Below are 16,656 nucleotides of genomic sequence, written 5' to 3'. Positions count from 1 at the left end.
GGTGACGTCGTAAAAAGCCGATGTTGGCAATAACCAGCATCGGCTTGAATCAGGCTCCCCGGATGAACCGCTGTCAACTTGGCCCTTGAACCCGAAAGTTCAAGGTGGAAGATGCAGTAGGCTTTAAGGCTTTCCGTCTAGCGGACATGCACACCAGCCCAACGTGCAACCTCCAGGGTAGTGCGAATCGGCTCAGGGACATCGTCAACTGGCAAGAACCCCAGGGAGTGGCGCGAGTATACCGCAACCACCCTCAGGAATCAGCCTTTGCTGACATCCGTATCGCTGGACAGCGCCAGGTCCACGCGATCGAGCAGGTCGCGCACTTGCTCGCGGGTCGAGGCGCTGGCCTGCACGTCCGGTCGCTCCTGGCTGTGCAGCAGGTCGTGAGTGATGTTCAGCGCGGCCATCACGGCAATGCGGTCGGCCCCGATGACTTTGCCGCTGCTGCGGATTTCGCGCATCTTGCCGTCCAGGTAACGGGCGGCGCTCACCAGATTGCTGCGCTCTTCCTGGGGGCAAATGATCGAGTATTCTTTGTCGAGGATCTGCACGGTGACGCTATTGCTTGAACTCATGAGTCTTGCTCCAGGGCCTTGAGGCGCGAAATCATCGATTCGACCTTACGCCGGGCGATTTCATTTTTTTCAATGAGGTGCGCGCGTTCCTCGCGCCAGGTTTTTTCCTGAGCTAGTAAGAGTCCGTTTTGACTCTTAAGTTGCTCGACTCGAGTAATTAGCAGTTCGAGTCTGGCCATCAGCGCTTGCAGGTCGGTGTCTTCCATACGTGTTCCACAGGATTTGTCTGATGGGCGGTAACTGGCGGTCAGCCTTTAATAGTCTTGGCGTGTCTGTCGATGTAGGATACAGGGCTTCATTCTAGACATAGCGCCGCTTGGCGCCTAGCTGCCCATGCCCATTCAGAATTCTCCGTATCAAGCCTTCGCCACCCTGCTGAGTTCCAGCGGTCATCCCGTCTCGCCCGCCGAACTGCACGGCCTGTTGCTCGGTCGCAGCTGCGCCGGCGCCGGCTTCGAAGTGGACGGCTGGCTGGTCGATGCCGCCGAACTGCTCGAAGGTGAACCACAAGACAACGTTCGCAACGCCCTGATCGGCCTGCAGGAGATGGTCAAGGGCGAGCTGACCGGCGACGACATGACCGTCGTTCTGCTGCTGCCATCCGACGACGCGCCACTCACTGAGCGCGCGGCCGCACTGGGCCAGTGGTGCCAGGGCTTCCTCAGCGGGTTTGGCCTGAACTGCCGTGACAGCAGCGCGCTGAGCACCGAAGCCAGCGAAGTGTTGCAGGACCTGGCGGCCATCGCTCAGGTGCAAGACGCCCTGGAAGAGTCCGACGACGGCGAAAGCGACTACATGGAAGTCATGGAGTACCTGCGGGTTGCCCCATTGCTGCTGTTCACCGAGACCAGCAAGGCGGCACCCGCTGCCAAGCCTTCTCTGCACTGATCCGCCTGCAAGGGACCTCCACCTGCCCATGATCCATATCCCGAAATTGGAATACACCCGTCGCCGCAAGGCGCTGATGGCGCAGATGGAACCCAACAGTATCGCAATCCTGCCGGCCGCCGCCGTGGCGATCCGCAATCGCGACGTCGAGCACGTCTACCGGCAGGACAGCGACTTTCAATACCTCAGCGGTTTTCCCGAGCCTCAGGCCGTCATCGTCCTGATGCCTGGCCGGGAACATGGTGAATACATTCTGTTCTGCCGCGAACGCAACGCCGAGCGCGAACTGTGGGACGGCCTGCGGGCCGGACAGGAAGGCGCCATCCGTGAGTACGGTGCCGACGATGCCTTCCCGATTACCGACATCGACGACATCCTGCCGGGCCTGATCGAAGGCCGTGACCGGGTGTATTCGGCCATGGGTAGCAACCCGGAGTTCGACCGGCACCTGATGGACTGGATCAACGTGATCCGCTCTAAAGCGCACCTGGGTGCCCAGCCGCCGAACGAATTCGTTGCCCTGGATCATCTGCTGCACGACATGCGCCTGTATAAATCGGCGGCAGAAGTGAAGGTGATGCGCGAAGCCGCGCGGATTTCCGCGCAGGCGCATATCCGTGCGATGCAGGCCAGCCGTGCCGGTTTGTACGAGTTCAGCCTGGAAGCGGAGCTCGACTACGAGTTCCGCAAGGGCGGGGCGAAAATGCCGGCCTATGGCTCGATCGTCGCCAGCGGGCGCAACACCTGCATCCTGCATTACCAGAGCAATGACGCACTGCTCAAGGACGGGGATCTGGTGCTGATCGACGCCGGTTGCGAGATCGACTGCTACGCCAGCGATATCACCCGCACCTGGCCGGTCAACGGCAAGTTTTCAGCAGAGCAGAAAGCGATCTACGAGCTGGTGCTGGCATCGCAGGAAGCCGCATTCGCCCAGATTGCACCGAACAAACACTGGAACCAGGCGCACGAGGCGACGGTTCAAGTGATTACGGCCGGCCTGGTGCGGCTCGGTCTGTTGCACGGCGATGTCGACGAGTTGATCGCCAGCGAAGCCTACAAGGCGTTTTACATGCATCGCGCCGGCCATTGGCTGGGCATGGATGTCCATGATGTTGGCGAGTACAAGGTCGGCGGTGAATGGCGGGTGCTGGAAGTCGGCATGGCCTTGACCGTCGAACCGGGCATCTACATTGCCCCGAACAACCTGAACGTGGCGAAGAAATGGCGCGGCATTGGCGTGCGCATCGAGGATGATGTGGTGGTAACCAGACAAGGCTGTGAAATCCTGACCCGGGGTGTGCCGAAAACGGTCGCCGAGATCGAGGCCCTGATGGCCGCGGCACGGACCCAAGCCGCATGAGCCGCGTCAATCTGGCAATCATTGGTGGCGGCCTGGTCGGTGCCAGCCTGGCGCTGGCCTTGCAGGCCGGGGCCAAGAGCCGTGGCTGGAAGATCGTGCTGATCGAACCCTTTGCGCCCGGCGACAGCTACCAGCCCAGCTATGACGCACGCTCGTCGGCGTTGTCGTTTGGCGCCCGGCAGATTTATCAACGGCTGGGCCTGTGGCAGGAAATTTCCCGTCGCGCCGAGCCGATCAAGCAAATCCATGTTTCCGACCGTGGACGTTTTTCGACCGCGCGGCTGTCGGCCATGGAAGAGGGCGTTCCGGCTCTCGGTTACGTGGTGGAAAACGCCTGGCTGGGTCAATGCCTCTGGCAAGGTCTGGACAAGGACGTGATCAGCTGGCGCTGCCCAGCCGAAGTCACGCGCATGGAACCGCTGGAAGACGGCTATCGCCTGACCCTCAACGATGAAACCTGCCTTGAATGCGACCTCGCGGTATTGGCCGATGGCGGCCGTTCGGGGCTGCGTGAGCAACTGGGGATCGGCGTCAAGAAACGCCCGTATAACCAGAGTGCGTTGATTGCCAACATCACCCCGAGCGAAGCGCACAACGGCATGGCCTTCGAACGCTTCACCGATGACGGCCCGATGGCCCTGTTGCCGCTGCCGGAAAACCGCTGCGCGCTAGTCTGGACCCGTCAGGGCATGGACGCGCAGCGCTTGGCCGACCTGGATGAGCGCAGTTTCCTTAGCGAACTGCAGGGTGTGTTCGGCTATCGCCTGGGCTCGTTGAAACAGGTGGGTGCCCGGCATCTGTATCCCTTGTCGCTGATCGAGGCCGAAGAGCAGGTGCGTCCGCATCTGGCTGTGCTGGGCAATGCCGCCCACAGCCTGCACCCGATTGCCGGCCAAGGGTTCAACCTGTCGTTGCGCGATGCCCAGGCGCTGGCTGAAGCCTTGCTCGCCAACCCGGGCTCCCCGGGCGATTTCGCTACGTTGCAGGCCTATCGCGAACGCCAGCGGCTGGACCAGAACCTGACCGTGGGTTTCTCCGATCAGGTGACCCGCTTGTTCGGCAGCACTCAGCCGCTGGTGTCCCTGGGCCGTAACATCGGCCTGCTGGGCCTGGACCTGTTGCCGCCGGCCAAACGCTGGTTCGCCCGGCAGGCCATGGGCCTGGGAACACGTTCCGATGTTTAAGAAAACCCTTTACGTGCGGCTCAAGCCGCAAGCGAGACAGGCTTAAAGCATGGACATGCGCGCAGATCTGCTGATTGTCGGGGCCGGAATGGTCGGGAGTGCCTTGGCGCTGGCGTTACAGAACAGCGGGCTGGAAGTCCTGCTGCTCGATGGCAGCCCCCTGAGCGTCAAGCCATTCGATGCGCAGTCGCCGTTCGAGCCGCGGGTGAGCGCCTTGTCGGCTGCCAGCCAGCGGATCCTTGAGCGTCTGGGCGTGTGGGAAGGCGTCGTCAAACGCCGCTGCAGCCCTTACTCGGACATGCAGGTCTGGGACGGCAGTGGCACCGGGCAGATCCATTTCTCGGCCGCCAGCGTTCATGCCCAAGCCCTGGGGCATATCGTCGAGAATCGGGTGGTTCAGGATGCGTTGCTCGAGCGCCTGCACGACTGCGACCTGGGCCTGCTGGCCAATGCCCGTCTGGAGCAGATGCGCCGTTCCGGTGATGACTGGCTGCTGACCCTGGCCGACGGTCGCACGCTGCGCGCTCCGCTGGTGATCGCGGCGGATGGCGCCAACTCGGCGGTGCGTCGCCTGACCGGCGTCGCGACCCGGGAGTGGGATTACCTGCATCATGCCATCGTTACCAGCGTTCGCAGTTCGTTGCCGCACCAGATGACGGCATGGCAACGCTTTACCGATCACGGTCCGCTGGCGTTCCTGCCCCTGGAGCGTGATGGACAACAGGATTGGTGCTCGATCGTCTGGTCGACCACCCCGGACGAAGCCGAGCGCTTGATGGCGCTGGATGACCAAGGCTTCTGCCGCGAGCTGGAGCGTGCCTTCGAGGGCCGCCTGGGTACGGTGCTGAGTGCCGACCCGCGCCTCTGTGTGCCGTTGCGTCAGCGCCACGCCAAACGCTATGTGGCCGAGGGCCTGGCCCTGATCGGCGATGCGGCCCACACCATCCACCCGCTGGCCGGGCAAGGCGTCAACCTGGGCTTCCTCGATGCGGCGGTGCTGGCTGAGGTGTTGTTGCAAGCGGCCAGCCGTGGCGAGCGCCTGGCGGATGTTAAAGTCCTCAGTCGCTATGAGCGTCGGCGCATGCCCCACAATTTGGCGCTGATGGCGGCGATGGAAGGGTTCGAGCGCTTGTTCCAGGCCGACCCGCTGCCGCTGCGCTGGTTGCGCAATACTGGCTTGAAAGTGGTCGACCAGATGCCCGAAGCCAAGGCGCTGTTCGTGCGCCAGGCGCTGGGGTTGAGCGGTGACCTGCCGGAGCTGGCCAAGGCCTGAGGCGGCGGAACATTCATCACGACACGTCTGTCGCGCAACATTTGGTAACGCCTGCGCAGAGGGATCGGTTGAGAAGGCAAATGTGAGTCCTTATCATTTCGACTCACTTCAAATATCGAGAGACCGCTCCCATGTTGGCACCGAAGCGTCTACTGACAGCCATTGCCCTGACCCTGATTGGTACTGCGGCGCAGGCCGCCGACGAGGTAGTGGTCTACTCCTCGCGTATCGATGAGCTGATCAAGCCCGTCTTCGATGCCTACACCGAGAAAACCGGTGTGAAGGTGAAGTTCATCACCGACAAGGAAGCGCCACTGATGCAGCGCATCAAGGCCGAAGGTGAAAACGCCACCGCCGACCTGCTGCTGACCGTCGATGCTGGCAACCTGTGGCAGGCCGAGCAAATGGGCATCCTGCAGCCATTTACCTCCAAGGTCATCGACGCCAACATCCCGCTGCAATACCGCGCCGCGTCCCATGCCTGGACCGGTTTGAGCCTGCGCGCCCGTACCCTGGCCTACTCCACCGAGCGGGTAAAACCTTCGGAAATGACCACCTACGAAGCGCTGGCGGACAAGCAGTGGGAAGGCCGTCTGTGCCTGCGCACCGCGAAGAAGGTCTACAACCAGTCGTTGACCGCCACCCTGATCGAAACCCATGGCGCGGCCAAGACCGAAGAAATCATCAAGGGCTGGGTCAACAACCTCGCTACGGACGTATTCTCCGATGACACCGCCGTGCTGGAAGCCATCGCCGCCGGGCAGTGTGACGTCGGAATCGTCAACACTTACTACTACGGTCGTCTGCACAAGCAGAAGCCAGCCCTGCCGGTCAAACTGTTCTGGCCGAACCAGGCCGACCGTGGTGTCCACGTGAACCTGTCGGGCATCGGCCTGACCAAGTATGCGCCGCACCCGGAAGCCGCCAAGGCCCTGGTGGAGTGGATGACCACGCCTGAAGCGCAAAAGATCTTCGCCGACGTCAACCAGGAATTCCCGGCCAACCCGAGCGTGAAGCCATCGGCGGAAGTCGAAGCCTGGGGCAAGTTCATCCCCGATACCTTGCCGGTTGAAGTGGCTGGTCTGCGCCAGGCCGAAGCCATTCGTTTGATGGACCGCGCTGGCTGGAACTGAGTCACCCGGTATACTGCGCGTGTGGCGAGGGGGCTTGCTCCCGCATGGGGGTGAAGCGCCCCCGAATTGATCGTTCCTACGCGCAACAAAGGAACGTCGCCCCGGATGCTTCGCATCCAACCCTTTCAAGCGTGACGCCGAGCGTCACCGGCCATGTGCCCACGCAGAGCGTGGGCACAATCATTTGAGAGACAGTTTTTTGGCCCATCCCGCCCAACGCCGCTGGTACCCCCTGGTCTTCGCCATCGCCGCGTTGGTCCTGCTACCGCTGAGCGTGTTGCTGCTGTCGTGGCAAACCGTCGACCTGCAAATCTGGTCCCACCTGTGGGACACCCAGATGCCACGGTTGCTGGGCAACACCCTGACCCTGATCCTCGGCGTCGGCGTGGGTGTCACGCTGCTGGGGGTGAGCCTGGCGTGGCTGACCAGCCTGTGCGAGTTTCCCGGACGCCGCTGGCTGGATTGGGCGCTGATGCTGCCGTTTGCGATCCCGGCCTACGTACTGGCGTTCGTCTTTGTCGGCTTGCTGGATTTTTCCGGACCGGTGCAAACCCTGCTGCGGGAATGGTTTGGCAGTGGCTTGCGGCTGCCACGGGTGCGTTCCACCGGTGGCGTGATCCTGGTGCTGGTGCTGGTGTTCTATCCCTATGTCTACCTGTTGGCGCGCACGGCGTTCCTGGCCCAGGGCAAGGGCCTGATGGAAGCGGCGCGGGTGTTGGGCCAATCGCCGTGGCAGGCGTTCTGGCGCGTGGCCCTGCCCATGGCGCGCCCGGCCATCGGCGCGGGCGTGGCCCTGGCCTTGATGGAGACGCTGGCGGACTTCGGTGCGGTATCGGTGTTCAACTTCGACACTTTCACCACTGCGATCTACAAGACCTGGTACGGCTTCTTCAGCCTGTCGAGCGCGGCGCAACTGGCCAGCCTGTTGCTGTTGGTGGTGATGGTGCTGTTGTATGGCGAGCGCCGTGCCCGGGGGGCTGCGCGGGCCACCAATGAGCGTCCGCGAGGTCAGGCGCTCTATCACCTGCGCGGGCTCAAGGCGCTGGCCGCGACCACCTGGTGCGGCCTGGTGTTTGCCTGTGCGTTCGTGATTCCGCTGCTGCAACTGTTGGCGTGGTTCTGGCAGCGCGGTCGTTTCGACCTCGACGAACGGTATGCCGGGCTAATCCTGCACACCTTATACCTAGGGGCCATGGCCGCGCTGATCACGGTCTGCGTGGCGTTGTTGCTGGCGTTTGCCCGGCGCCTGGCGCCAACCCGGACGATTCGCTCCGGGATCAGCGTGGCCAACATCGGCTACGCCTTGCCCGGTTCGGTGCTGGCGGTCTCAATCATGCTCGCGTTCAGTTATCTGGACCGCGAACTGGTGGTGCCGCTGTCGGGCTGGCTGGGCGGTGCAGGCAAGCCGCTGCTGCTCGGCAGCCTGTCGGCGCTGCTGCTGGCCTATCTGGTGCGGTTCATTGCAGTGGCCTATGGGCCGCTGGAAAACAGCCTGGCGCGGATCCGACCGTCGCTGCCTGAAGCGGCTCGCAGTCTGGGGGTCAGCGGACCGCGACTGTTTTTCAAAGTGTATCTGCCGTTGTTGCTGCCGGGCACCTTGAGTGCAGCGTTGCTGGTGTTTGTCGATGTGCTCAAGGAAATGCCTGCCACCTTGCTGATGCGCCCGTTTGGCTGGGACACGCTGGCGGTACGGGTCTTTGAAATGACCAGTGAAGGCGAGTGGGCGCGGGCTTCATTACCGGCCTTGACCCTGATTCTGGTGGGCCTGTTACCGGTCATCGGCTTGATCCGTCGCTCGGCTCATCGCATCGGTTAGGTGCCAGTCCTACACCTTGCGGCTACAATGCGCGGCATTCGGTGCGGATCGTCCTTCAGACCGGGTAACTGAAACTGGCTGAAAGCCTTATATTTCAAGGCTTTCACTCACGCAGTGCCTGTCCGCACCTTCGCCAAGCCCGGAAGGAGAAACCCATGGGACAGCGTACGCCTCTGTATGACCTTCATCTCGCACTCGGCGCGAAGATGGTCGATTTTGGCGGTTGGGATATGCCACTGCATTACGGCTCGCAGGTCGAGGAGCACCATCAGGTGCGCCGCGATTGCGGGGTTTTCGATGTATCCCATATGACCGTGATCGATGTCAGCGGCCCCCAGGCCAAGGCCTGGCTCCAGCATTTGCTGGCCAATGATGTCGAACGCCTGCACAGCAATGGCCGTGCCTTGTACAGCACCATGCTCAATGAGCGCGGCGGGGTGGTCGACGACATGATCGTCTATCGCCTGGAAGACACTTACCGCCTGGTGGTGAACGCTGCCACCCGCGATCAGGACCTGGCCTGGATGCACGCCCAGCTCGGCGACTTTCCCGTGCAACTGCACGAGCGCAGCGAACTGGCAATGCTGGCGATCCAAGGCCCGCACGCCCGGCAAAAGATCGCCGAACTGGTGACCCAGTCACGTGGCGCACTGATCCAGCAACTCAAACCCTTCGAAGGCCAGTGCGACGGTGACTGGTTCATTGCCCGTACCGGTTACACCGGTGAAGACGGCCTGGAAATCGCTCTGCCAGCCGACCAGGCGCCCGCGTTCTTCAACGACCTGGTGGGTGCCGGTATCTCGCCGATTGGCCTCGGTGCCCGTGACACACTGCGTCTTGAGGCCGGCATGAACCTGTACGGTCAGGACATTCACCAGGATGTTTCACCGCTGGCCTCCAACATGGCCTGGAGCATCGCCTGGGAGCCGACCACTCGTCAGTTCATCGGTCGCGCCGCGCTGGAAGCCGAAGAGGCCGCTGGTGTGCAGCAAAAACTGGTGGGTCTGGTGCTCGAAGAGCGTGGGGTTTTGCGTGCGCATCAGGTGGTTCGTATCGCCGATGTTGGCGAAGGGGAGATCACCAGTGGTAGTTTCTCTCCTACGCTGAGCAAATCGATCGCCCTGGCGCGGGTGCCGATGGCAACTGCCGACCGGGCAGAAGTGGAAATCCGTGGCAAGTGGTACCCGGTCCGGGTGGTCAAACCGACCTTCGTGCGTCATGGCAAAACCTTGATCTAACCTTTTCTGGCGGGCAACGACCGCTGACATTTTTTTGAGGACACAGAACATGAGCGATATCCCAACCGACCTGCGTTATGCCGAAAGTCACGAATGGGCCCGCCTGGATGAGGATGGCGGCGTGAAAGTGGGGATTTCAGACCATGCTCAGGAAGCCTTGGGTGATGTCGTGTTCGTCGAGTTGCCGGAAATCGGCAAAGTGTTCGCCGCCGGCGATGCTGCGGGTGTAGTCGAGTCGGTCAAGGCCGCTTCGGATATCTACTCGCCCGTCTCCGGTACAGTCATTGCCATTAACGAAGCGTTGGCCGATAACCCGGAACTGGTCAACAGCGCACCCTATGACAGCTGGTTCTTCAAGCTCGAGCCAAGTGATACCACTGAGCTGGACAAGTTGCTCGACCCCACTGCCTACAAGAGCGCTATCGGCGAGTAATCACCGCCGTCAGCGAATTCTCTGCAAGAGCGCCGCGTATCCCTGGCCAGGGAACGCGGTGTTTTTCGTTCAATGCCATGCATAAGGCATCTGTAGCCTGGTGCTGGCAGGCCTAACGTTTTCTTCCGATGGCCAGAACGTTGTTCACCCTGGCATTCAGGGCCATGACCTCATCTGCTGTCAGATGCGCTGCCGGTTCACCAGGAACCCAGGCGCCACTGTTGTTGAAAGTGATTGTTTGGGATTCCCCATCGTTTACGGTTGCGACGTAAACGTTGGAAAGACCACCTGGGATTAACGAACCGTTAGCCTGGGGCGCGCCAAACCATAGCTGGAACTCGTTTTTCGGCGTCATGGTCGCTGTACCAATACCCATGCCTCCTGAACAATTCACCCAGAGGCTCCGCCCAGTGGAGTCCAGTAATATTTCCCGTGGATTGGCTGGGAGCTGGTTGATAATTGAGACGACCCCCGATGTACTGCCATTCGTTGCGGGACTGAACACGCCATACTTATTCAATGTCGTTGTTTGGCCGGTATAAATAGGCAGGTTTTTCCCCCCTGACGTGAAGTTGATATCCCCCTCTTGAAGTGGAGTGTTTGTAAAATTTACCATGTAGGAGGTGTTAGTCATGTCAAAGATATTTTTGTATTGATAGCTGGGTTGGCCGAGTGTGGCGAATGGAAGTTTTGAAAGCCATATGACGGTGAAGCTATCGTTTACCTTTTTTGCCAGATAGAGGCTGTAGTTATTGTTTTTTTGTGCGACCAGTTGATCTTCTTCTATATAAATCACGATCTGTTGATTGCTCATGGCCGATCTCCCATTCATCCTGTGGGTGATTTCATGCCGCGTTCCGAATACACCAGGCCTGGTTCGACTTCGGCTTCGTCAGTCTCAACAAAAAACCCTGTAGATCCTCGATGTACAGGGTTTTTAGAGGGCCACGAAACACCCGGACTCTAAAGACGGTCAACGACATGCACAGTCTTCATACTCCATTGCGCAGGCGAGGCTGGTTATGCGGCCTTGATCCCGAGCCTGGCGTGAAGTGCCGCCACTTCCTTGTCACTGAGACGGTCGGCGGGCTCACCCGGAACCCAGACACCGGCGTTGGTATAGGTGATGATCACTGTTTGCCCATCGACCATGGACACGACGGTCGAGTAAGACACGTTTTGGGCAATGAGTGAGCCGGTTTCCTGAAGATTGCCAAACCACAGTTGGTATTCACTTTTTGGTGTCAGGGTTGCGGTGCCAATGTTCATGCCGCTCTGCCGGTTCACCCAGATATTATTGCCTTTGGCATCCAGCAAAATTTCATGTGGATTGGCCTGCAACTGGTTGCTGATCAAGATATCGGATACCTTGGCATCATTTTTCGGCGGTGAGAATGTACCGTTTGCATCCAGTATGGTTGACTGCCCTGTGCTGATGGCTCGGTTTTTCCCACCGGACGTGAAGGTGACATTGCCGGTTGTCACCGGGTCGTTCGTGTAGTTGACCATGAAGGACGGAGTCGTGATGTCGAACGTGTTTTTGTATTGATAACTGGGGTTGTTGACGGTGGCGACGGGACCTTTCGATTGCCAGATGACAGTGAAGTCATTATTTACTTTCTTTGCAAGATAGAAACTATAGTTGTTGTTTTTTTGCGCTTTCAGCTGTTCTTCTTCGATGTATGCAATTATTTGCTGGCTGCTCATGTTGAACTCCATTTCGATAGATTTTAAACGTGGGTTTTGGGTGGCTGTTTAGTGGCTTTTCGTTGCCGCTGCCCAGCCATGAACAAACATAGCATGCGGAATTTTCACCTATAGAATTATTGGCTATTGCCACTTTTTATCTATCGCGATTGCTTTTTGATAAAGGCCGGGTGTGTTGATTAGTGTTTACTTATCACATGTTTGCCAGTGTTAATGGGGCTCGCTGTGCGGGAGAGTTTAGTTTTTGGCGCAAAGTGATAAGCGCCGTACTCTCTATTTATAACTATTGGTAACTGTGCCTATCGCTGCAACAAAAAAACGCCCAATGCAGGGCATGGGCGTTTCTGGTTTCAAGTTTTTCAGGGCAGGATCATGTGTCCTGTAAAACAGCTTTTACCGCAGCCACCGAACGCTCGACATCGTCGTTGCTCATGGTGGAAAACATCGGCAGTGAAACGATCAGCCGACCGACGCGCTCGGCCACCGGAAACATGCCTTCCTTGAAACCGCGTTCGCGGTACAGGCTCAGCAGGTGGATCGGCGGGTAGTGGTAACCGATGCCAATGCCCAGTGCCTGCATCTGCTCCATGAACGTGGCGCGGGCCGGTTTGCCATCCTTGCGTTCCGGTAGCACCAGCTGGAACAGATGCCAGTTGCTTTGGGTGAAGTCAGCAGGTGGTAGCTGCGCGCCGTACCGGGCCTCGAAATCGCTGCCAAAGCAGTCAAAGTAGTACCTGGCCAGCTCACGACGGTGGGTAGTGATGGTGTCAATGTGGGCGAACTGGCCCAGTCCGATGGCTGCCGCGACATCGGTCATGTTGAACTTGCCGCCCAGTACATCCACGTCCAGTCCATCGAAGCCGTTGCGGGTCACGCCTTGCAGGCGATACTTCTCCGCCAGTCGCACTTCATCCGCGTTGTTCAGCACCAGGCAACCGCCCTCCGAGCAGGTGACGTTCTTGTTGGCCTGGAAGCTGAACGACACAAAGTCGCCCGTGGCGCCAATGCGCTGGCCGTTCCAGCTTGAGCCCAATGCCTGGGCGGCATCTTCGACGACGCGCAGACCATGTTTCCTGGCGATCCCGTACAAACGCTCCATGTCCAGCGGCAACCCGGCCAGGTAAACCGGAATGATGGCCCGGGTGCGCGGGGTAATGGCCGCTTCGAGCCTGTCCAGATCAATATTGCGGGTGATTGGGTCGATGTCGGCAAACACCGGGGTGGCGCCTACTTCGAGGATGACATTGGCGGTGGCTACCCAGGATATGGGCGTGGTGATCACTTCGTCACCGGCACCGATCCCGGCGATGCGCAGGGCGATCTCCATGGTGCAGGTGCCCGAGTTGAACGTGCGCACCGGGCGCCCGCCAAAAAACTCCGACAATTGGGCTTCGAAGGCCTGAACCCTGGGACCGCTGGTAATCCAGCCAGAGCGCAGTACATCACCGACGGCGCTGATGGTGGCTTCATCGATGACAGGTTTGGAAAAGGGCAGAAAAGGCAGTTGGCTCATGAAGATCTGTGGATCCGAGTGACGAACGGTAGTGAAACGCGTGGCCCATGATGAGCCGCGAGTGGTAAAGACGCCATGCCCCGCGCGCAGGGAGAGCTATGCTGCTTTGATCGTATCGCATCGACGCAGAGCGCCAATCAAGAGAGAGCCCGTCATGTCCCAGTTGCCCACTTTGAGCCAGTTACGCGACCCCAATGTCTTTCTGCGACGCCACCTTGGGCCGGACACCGCCGAACAGCAGGCGATGCTCGACAGCCTGGGGCTTGGTAGCCGGATCGAGCTGATCGAGCAGACCGTACCGCCGGGTATTCTCCTGAATCGCGAACTGGAGTTGCCGCCAGCGCTGGATGAAGAGGCCGCGCTGGCAAAACTGCGCGGCTATGCCGATCAGAACCAGGTCTGGACCAGCCTGATCGGCATGGGCTACCACGGCACCCTGACGCCCGCGGTAATCTTGCGCAACGTGCTGGAAAATCCGGGCTGGTACACCGCCTACACCCCGTACCAACCGGAGATCGCCCAAGGGCGACTCGAAGCCCTGCTCAATTTCCAGCAGTTGACTATCGACCTGACGGGGCTGGAGCTGGCCAACGCATCGTTGCTCGATGAAGCCACGGCGGCGGCCGAGGCCATGGCACTGGCCAAGCGCGTGGCCAAGTCGAAAAGCAATCTGTTCTTCGTCGACGAACACTGCCATCCGCAGACCATCTCCGTGGTGCGGACCCGAGCTGAAGGCTTTGGCTTCGAACTGATCGTCGACTCGGTGGATAACCTCAAGCAGCACCAGGTATTCGGTGCGCTGCTGCAGTACCCCGATACCCACGGCGAGATCCGTGACCTGCGCCCCTTGATCGATCACCTGCACGCTCAGCAGGCATTGGCCTGCGTGGCGGCTGACTTGTTGAGCCTGCTGTTGCTGACGCCGCCGGGTGAAATGGGCGCGGACGTGGTGTTCGGCTCGTCCCAGCGGTTTGGCGTGCCAATGGGCTATGGCGGTCCGCACGCGGCGTTCTTTGCCAGCCGTGATGAGTACAAGCGGGCGATCCCCGGGCGGATTATCGGCGTCTCGAAAGACGCCCGTGGCAACGTTGCGCTACGCATGGCCCTGCAAACTCGTGAACAACACATTCGCCGCGAGAAAGCCAACTCGAACATCTGCACCGCACAGGTGCTGTTGGCCAATATCGCCAGTTTCTACGCGGTCTACCATGGCCCGCAGGGGCTCAAGCGCATCGCGCAGCGGGTCCATCGGCTCACCTGCATCCTCGCTGCGGGACTTGAGCGCAAAGGTGTAAGCCGGCTCAACCCGCAGTTCTTCGACACCCTGACCCTGGAGGTCGGTGGCAGCCAGACCGCAATCATCGAAAGCGCCAAGGCCGCGCAGATCAACCTGCGCATTCTCGGGCGCGGGCAGATCGGCTTGAGCCTCGACGAGCAGTGTGATGAAAACACCGTGGCGAAGTTGTTCGATGTGTTCCTCGGGGCTGATCATGGGCTGGAGGTGGCCGAGCTGGATAGCGAGCCGCTGCCGTCCGGGATTCCCCAGGGGTTGATGCGCACGACGCCGTATTTGCGTCATCCGGTGTTCAACGCCCATCACAGCGAAACCGAGATGCTGCGTTACCTCAAACAGCTGGAGAACAAGGATCTGGCGCTCAACCAGTCGATGATCCCGCTGGGCTCCTGCACCATGAAACTCAACGCCACCAGCGAAATGATCCCCATCACCTGGCCCGAATTCGCCAACCTGCATCCCTTTGCACCCAAGGAGCAGGCGTTGGGCTACGGGTTGCTGATCGAGGAGTTGGAGCGTTGGTTGTGTGCGATCACCGGTTTCGACGCGATCTGCATGCAGCCCAACTCTGGCGCCCAGGGTGAATACGCCGGGTTGCTGGCGATCCGCAAGTACCATGAAAGTCGTCAACAAGGTTCGCGGGATATCTGTCTGATCCCGGCTTCAGCCCACGGCACCAACCCGGCGTCGGCGCAGATGGCCGGCATGCAGGTGGTGATTGTCGATTGCGACGAGGCGGGCAACGTCGACCTCGAGGACTTGAAAGCCAAGGCGATGGAGGCCGGCGACAAGCTTGCCTGCCTGATGGCCACGTACCCCTCGACCCATGGCGTATACGAAGAAGGCATCAGCGAAATCTGCGAAGTGATCCACAGCCATGGCGGCCAGGTGTACATGGATGGCGCCAATCTCAATGCCCAGGTGGGGCTGGCGCGTCCGGCGGACATCGGCGCCGACGTTTCCCACATGAATCTGCACAAGACCTTCTGCATTCCTCACGGGGGCGGGGGGCCGGGCATGGGACCGATCGGTGTCCGCGCGCACCTGGCGCCCTTCGTGGCCAATCACCCGGTGGTGCCGATCGAAGGGCCGGATCCGCAAAATAGTGCGGTAAGTGCCGCGCCCTGGGGCAGTGCGAGCATTCTGCCGATCAGCTGGATGTACATCGCAATGATGGGCCCGCAACTGGCCGATGCCAGCGAAGTGGCGATTCTCTCGGCCAACTACCTGGCAGAACACTTGTCCGGGGCGTTCCCGGTACTCTTCAGCGGACGTAACGGGCGGGTAGCCCATGAATGCATCCTCGACCTGCGACCGCTCAAGACGCTGACCGGGATCAGTGAAGAAGACGTGGCCAAGCGCTTGATGGATTACGGCTTCCACGCGCCGACCATGTCCTTTCCGGTGCCGGGCACCTTGATGGTCGAACCCACCGAGAGCGAATCCAAGGCGGAACTGGATCGCTTTATCGGTGCGATGCTGAGCATTCGGGCGGAAATCTCCGAGGTGCAGAACGGCAACTGGTCCGCCGAAGACAACCCGCTCAAACGTGCGCCCCATACCCTGGCGGACCTCATCGGTGTCTGGGATCGGCCCTACAGTATCGAACAGGCAGTGACCCCGGATGCGCACACCAGGGCCCACAAGTATTGGCCGACGGTGAACCGGGTGGACAACGTCTACGGCGATCGCAATCTGTTCTGTGCCTGTGTGCCGGTGGATGAGTACCGCTGAATGGCACGGGGTGCCGAACACGTACCCTGTGGCGAGCGAGCAAGCGCCCTCGCCATGGTCTGAAGTCGATTTCAGCGGATGAAAAAATGCCGCTCATGTGAGCGGCATTCTGTATTGCATCAATGAATCACTGCTGTGCGACGGCGCTCTTCGCCAGGATCGCGTTGGCCAACTCCATGTCGGTGGCCTTCAGGCCCGGGTTGTCGGCGCGCACTTTCTGCATCGCGGACTCCAGGAACGGCCCGCGAATGTTGCCGTCACTGGCGACAAAGCTACCGGCATCGTCCTGGGCGGCGACGATCATCTTGTGATCCTTGAAGGTCAGGTAGGTGGACGCAGTGGTCGCACCGGAGGAAATGACTTCCTGCCAGAAGCTATCAGCCATTGCAGACCCTGCAGACAGGGATAGCAAGGCGAGGGTGGCAGTGGCCAGTTTGAAACGCATGGGGTGACTCCAGTTTGGGTTAACTGGCGGCTTTGATTGCAGTTACCCCAAACGAGT

Annotated in this window: 15 protein-coding genes and 1 other RNA gene; 9 read left to right on the top strand and 7 right to left on the bottom strand. The window is 60.2% G+C overall.

Translation table 11 applies throughout. The annotated features are described in order from the left end of the window. Positions 1-51: 51 nt before the first annotated feature. The 3 genes from ssrS to CKW29_RS13770 all read right to left on the bottom strand — a co-directional run bounded on the left by ssrS (position 52) and on the right by CKW29_RS13770 (position 784). A non-coding RNA gene (gene ssrS, locus CKW29_RS13780) (6S RNA) lies at positions 52-230 on the bottom strand. 30 nt (positions 231-260) lie between these two features. Continuing rightward, positions 261-578 carry a cell division protein ZapA gene (locus tag CKW29_RS13775; protein WP_095081860.1) on the bottom strand — a complete coding sequence of 106 codons (318 nt, stop codon included), beginning with the start codon at positions 576-578 and terminating at the stop codon, positions 261-263. Further along, positions 575-784 (bottom strand): TIGR02449 family protein, encoded by a 210-nt coding sequence (locus CKW29_RS13770; RefSeq protein WP_007982902.1) that lies wholly within the window; start codon positions 782-784, stop codon positions 575-577. The genes CKW29_RS13775 and CKW29_RS13770 overlap by 4 nt, the downstream gene beginning before the upstream one ends. A gap of 127 nt (positions 785-911) precedes the next feature. On the opposite strand from CKW29_RS13770, the gene CKW29_RS13765 reads away from it, so the two are divergent. The 8 genes from CKW29_RS13765 (at position 912) to gcvH (ending at position 9,906) form a co-directional block, all read left to right on the top strand. Further along, entirely contained in the window at positions 912-1,466 is a 555-nt protein-coding gene (locus CKW29_RS13765; RefSeq protein ID WP_095145902.1) for a YecA family protein, read from the top strand. A 28-nt stretch (positions 1,467-1,494) separates the two neighbouring features. Further along, complete coding sequence (gene pepP / locus CKW29_RS13760; protein WP_095148671.1) at positions 1,495-2,829, top strand: Xaa-Pro aminopeptidase; 1,335 nt, start codon at positions 1,495-1,497, stop codon at positions 2,827-2,829. Next, on the top strand, positions 2,826-4,013 hold the full coding sequence (gene ubiH / locus CKW29_RS13755; RefSeq protein ID WP_095145906.1) for a 2-octaprenyl-6-methoxyphenyl hydroxylase: 1,188 nt from the start codon (positions 2,826-2,828) through the stop codon (positions 4,011-4,013). The genes pepP and ubiH overlap by 4 nt, the downstream gene beginning before the upstream one ends. Positions 4,014-4,068: 55 nt before the next feature. Then, entirely contained in the window at positions 4,069-5,286 is a 1,218-nt protein-coding gene (locus tag CKW29_RS13750; protein ID WP_176465330.1) for a 2-octaprenyl-3-methyl-6-methoxy-1,4-benzoquinol hydroxylase, read from the top strand. 131 nt (positions 5,287-5,417) lie between these two features. Further along, positions 5,418-6,419 (top strand): extracellular solute-binding protein, encoded by a 1,002-nt coding sequence (locus CKW29_RS13745; protein ID WP_095145909.1) that lies wholly within the window; start codon positions 5,418-5,420, stop codon positions 6,417-6,419. 199 nt (positions 6,420-6,618) lie between these two features. Further along, complete coding sequence (locus CKW29_RS13740) at positions 6,619-8,235, top strand: iron ABC transporter permease (RefSeq protein WP_095145911.1); 1,617 nt, start codon at positions 6,619-6,621, stop codon at positions 8,233-8,235. 155 nt (positions 8,236-8,390) lie between these two features. Next, positions 8,391-9,473 carry a glycine cleavage system aminomethyltransferase GcvT gene (gene gcvT, locus CKW29_RS13735; protein ID WP_095148670.1) on the top strand — a complete coding sequence of 361 codons (1,083 nt, stop codon included), beginning with the start codon at positions 8,391-8,393 and terminating at the stop codon, positions 9,471-9,473. Between the two features lie 49 nt (positions 9,474-9,522). Further along, positions 9,523-9,906, top strand: coding sequence for a glycine cleavage system protein GcvH (gene gcvH / locus CKW29_RS13730; protein WP_095145915.1), 384 nt, complete (start codon positions 9,523-9,525; stop codon positions 9,904-9,906). A 112-nt stretch (positions 9,907-10,018) separates the two neighbouring features. Here gcvH and CKW29_RS13725 read toward each other — a convergent pair whose 3' ends face one another. From CKW29_RS13725 to CKW29_RS13715, 3 genes are all read right to left on the bottom strand, one after another. Continuing rightward, entirely contained in the window at positions 10,019-10,720 is a 702-nt protein-coding gene (locus CKW29_RS13725) for a hypothetical protein (RefSeq protein WP_095148669.1), read from the bottom strand. A gap of 206 nt (positions 10,721-10,926) precedes the next feature. Further along, the gene (locus CKW29_RS13720) at positions 10,927-11,613 is read right to left on the bottom strand and encodes a hypothetical protein (protein ID WP_095148668.1); all 687 of its coding nucleotides are present in this window, start codon (positions 11,611-11,613) and stop codon (positions 10,927-10,929) included. 370 nt (positions 11,614-11,983) lie between these two features. Continuing rightward, positions 11,984-13,126, bottom strand: coding sequence for a DegT/DnrJ/EryC1/StrS aminotransferase family protein (locus CKW29_RS13715; protein WP_095145921.1), 1,143 nt, complete (start codon positions 13,124-13,126; stop codon positions 11,984-11,986). 154 nt (positions 13,127-13,280) lie between these two features. On the opposite strand from CKW29_RS13715, the gene gcvP reads away from it, so the two are divergent. Beyond that, on the top strand, positions 13,281-16,154 hold the full coding sequence (gene gcvP / locus CKW29_RS13710; protein WP_095145923.1) for an aminomethyl-transferring glycine dehydrogenase: 2,874 nt from the start codon (positions 13,281-13,283) through the stop codon (positions 16,152-16,154). Positions 16,155-16,281: 127 nt separating this feature from the next. Here gcvP and CKW29_RS13705 read toward each other — a convergent pair whose 3' ends face one another. Continuing rightward, positions 16,282-16,599 (bottom strand): DUF2388 domain-containing protein, encoded by a 318-nt coding sequence (locus tag CKW29_RS13705; protein WP_095145925.1) that lies wholly within the window; start codon positions 16,597-16,599, stop codon positions 16,282-16,284. Positions 16,600-16,656: the final 57 nt, after the last annotated feature.

The organism is Pseudomonas sp. Irchel s3a18 (assembly GCF_900187535.1).
Taxonomy (GTDB): Bacteria; Pseudomonadota; Gammaproteobacteria; order Pseudomonadales; family Pseudomonadaceae; genus Aquipseudomonas.
This window is presented reverse-complemented; position numbering and strand designations above follow the sequence as displayed.

Excerpts from the sequence above, each read along its gene's own strand:
- CKW29_RS13775 (WP_095081860.1), bottom strand. The coding sequence starts at position 578 with ATGAGTTCAAGCAATAGCGTCACCGTGCAGATCCTCGACAAAGAATAC.
- CKW29_RS13770 (WP_007982902.1), bottom strand. The coding sequence starts at position 784 with ATGGAAGACACCGACCTGCAAGCGCTGATGGCCAGACTCGAACTGCTA.
- CKW29_RS13765 (WP_095145902.1), top strand. The coding sequence starts at position 912 with ATGCCCATTCAGAATTCTCCGTATCAAGCCTTCGCCACCCTGCTGAGT.
- pepP (WP_095148671.1), top strand. The coding sequence starts at position 1,495 with ATGATCCATATCCCGAAATTGGAATACACCCGTCGCCGCAAGGCGCTG.
- ubiH (WP_095145906.1), top strand. The coding sequence starts at position 2,826 with ATGAGCCGCGTCAATCTGGCAATCATTGGTGGCGGCCTGGTCGGTGCC.
- CKW29_RS13750 (WP_176465330.1), top strand. The coding sequence starts at position 4,069 with ATGCGCGCAGATCTGCTGATTGTCGGGGCCGGAATGGTCGGGAGTGCC.
- CKW29_RS13745 (WP_095145909.1), top strand. The coding sequence starts at position 5,418 with ATGTTGGCACCGAAGCGTCTACTGACAGCCATTGCCCTGACCCTGATT.
- gcvT (WP_095148670.1), top strand. The coding sequence starts at position 8,391 with ATGGGACAGCGTACGCCTCTGTATGACCTTCATCTCGCACTCGGCGCG.
- gcvH (WP_095145915.1), top strand. The coding sequence starts at position 9,523 with ATGAGCGATATCCCAACCGACCTGCGTTATGCCGAAAGTCACGAATGG.
- CKW29_RS13725 (WP_095148669.1), bottom strand. The coding sequence starts at position 10,720 with ATGAGCAATCAACAGATCGTGATTTATATAGAAGAAGATCAACTGGTC.
- CKW29_RS13720 (WP_095148668.1), bottom strand. The coding sequence starts at position 11,613 with ATGAGCAGCCAGCAAATAATTGCATACATCGAAGAAGAACAGCTGAAA.
- CKW29_RS13715 (WP_095145921.1), bottom strand. The coding sequence starts at position 13,126 with ATGAGCCAACTGCCTTTTCTGCCCTTTTCCAAACCTGTCATCGATGAA.
- gcvP (WP_095145923.1), top strand. The coding sequence starts at position 13,281 with ATGTCCCAGTTGCCCACTTTGAGCCAGTTACGCGACCCCAATGTCTTT.
- CKW29_RS13705 (WP_095145925.1), bottom strand. The coding sequence starts at position 16,599 with ATGCGTTTCAAACTGGCCACTGCCACCCTCGCCTTGCTATCCCTGTCT.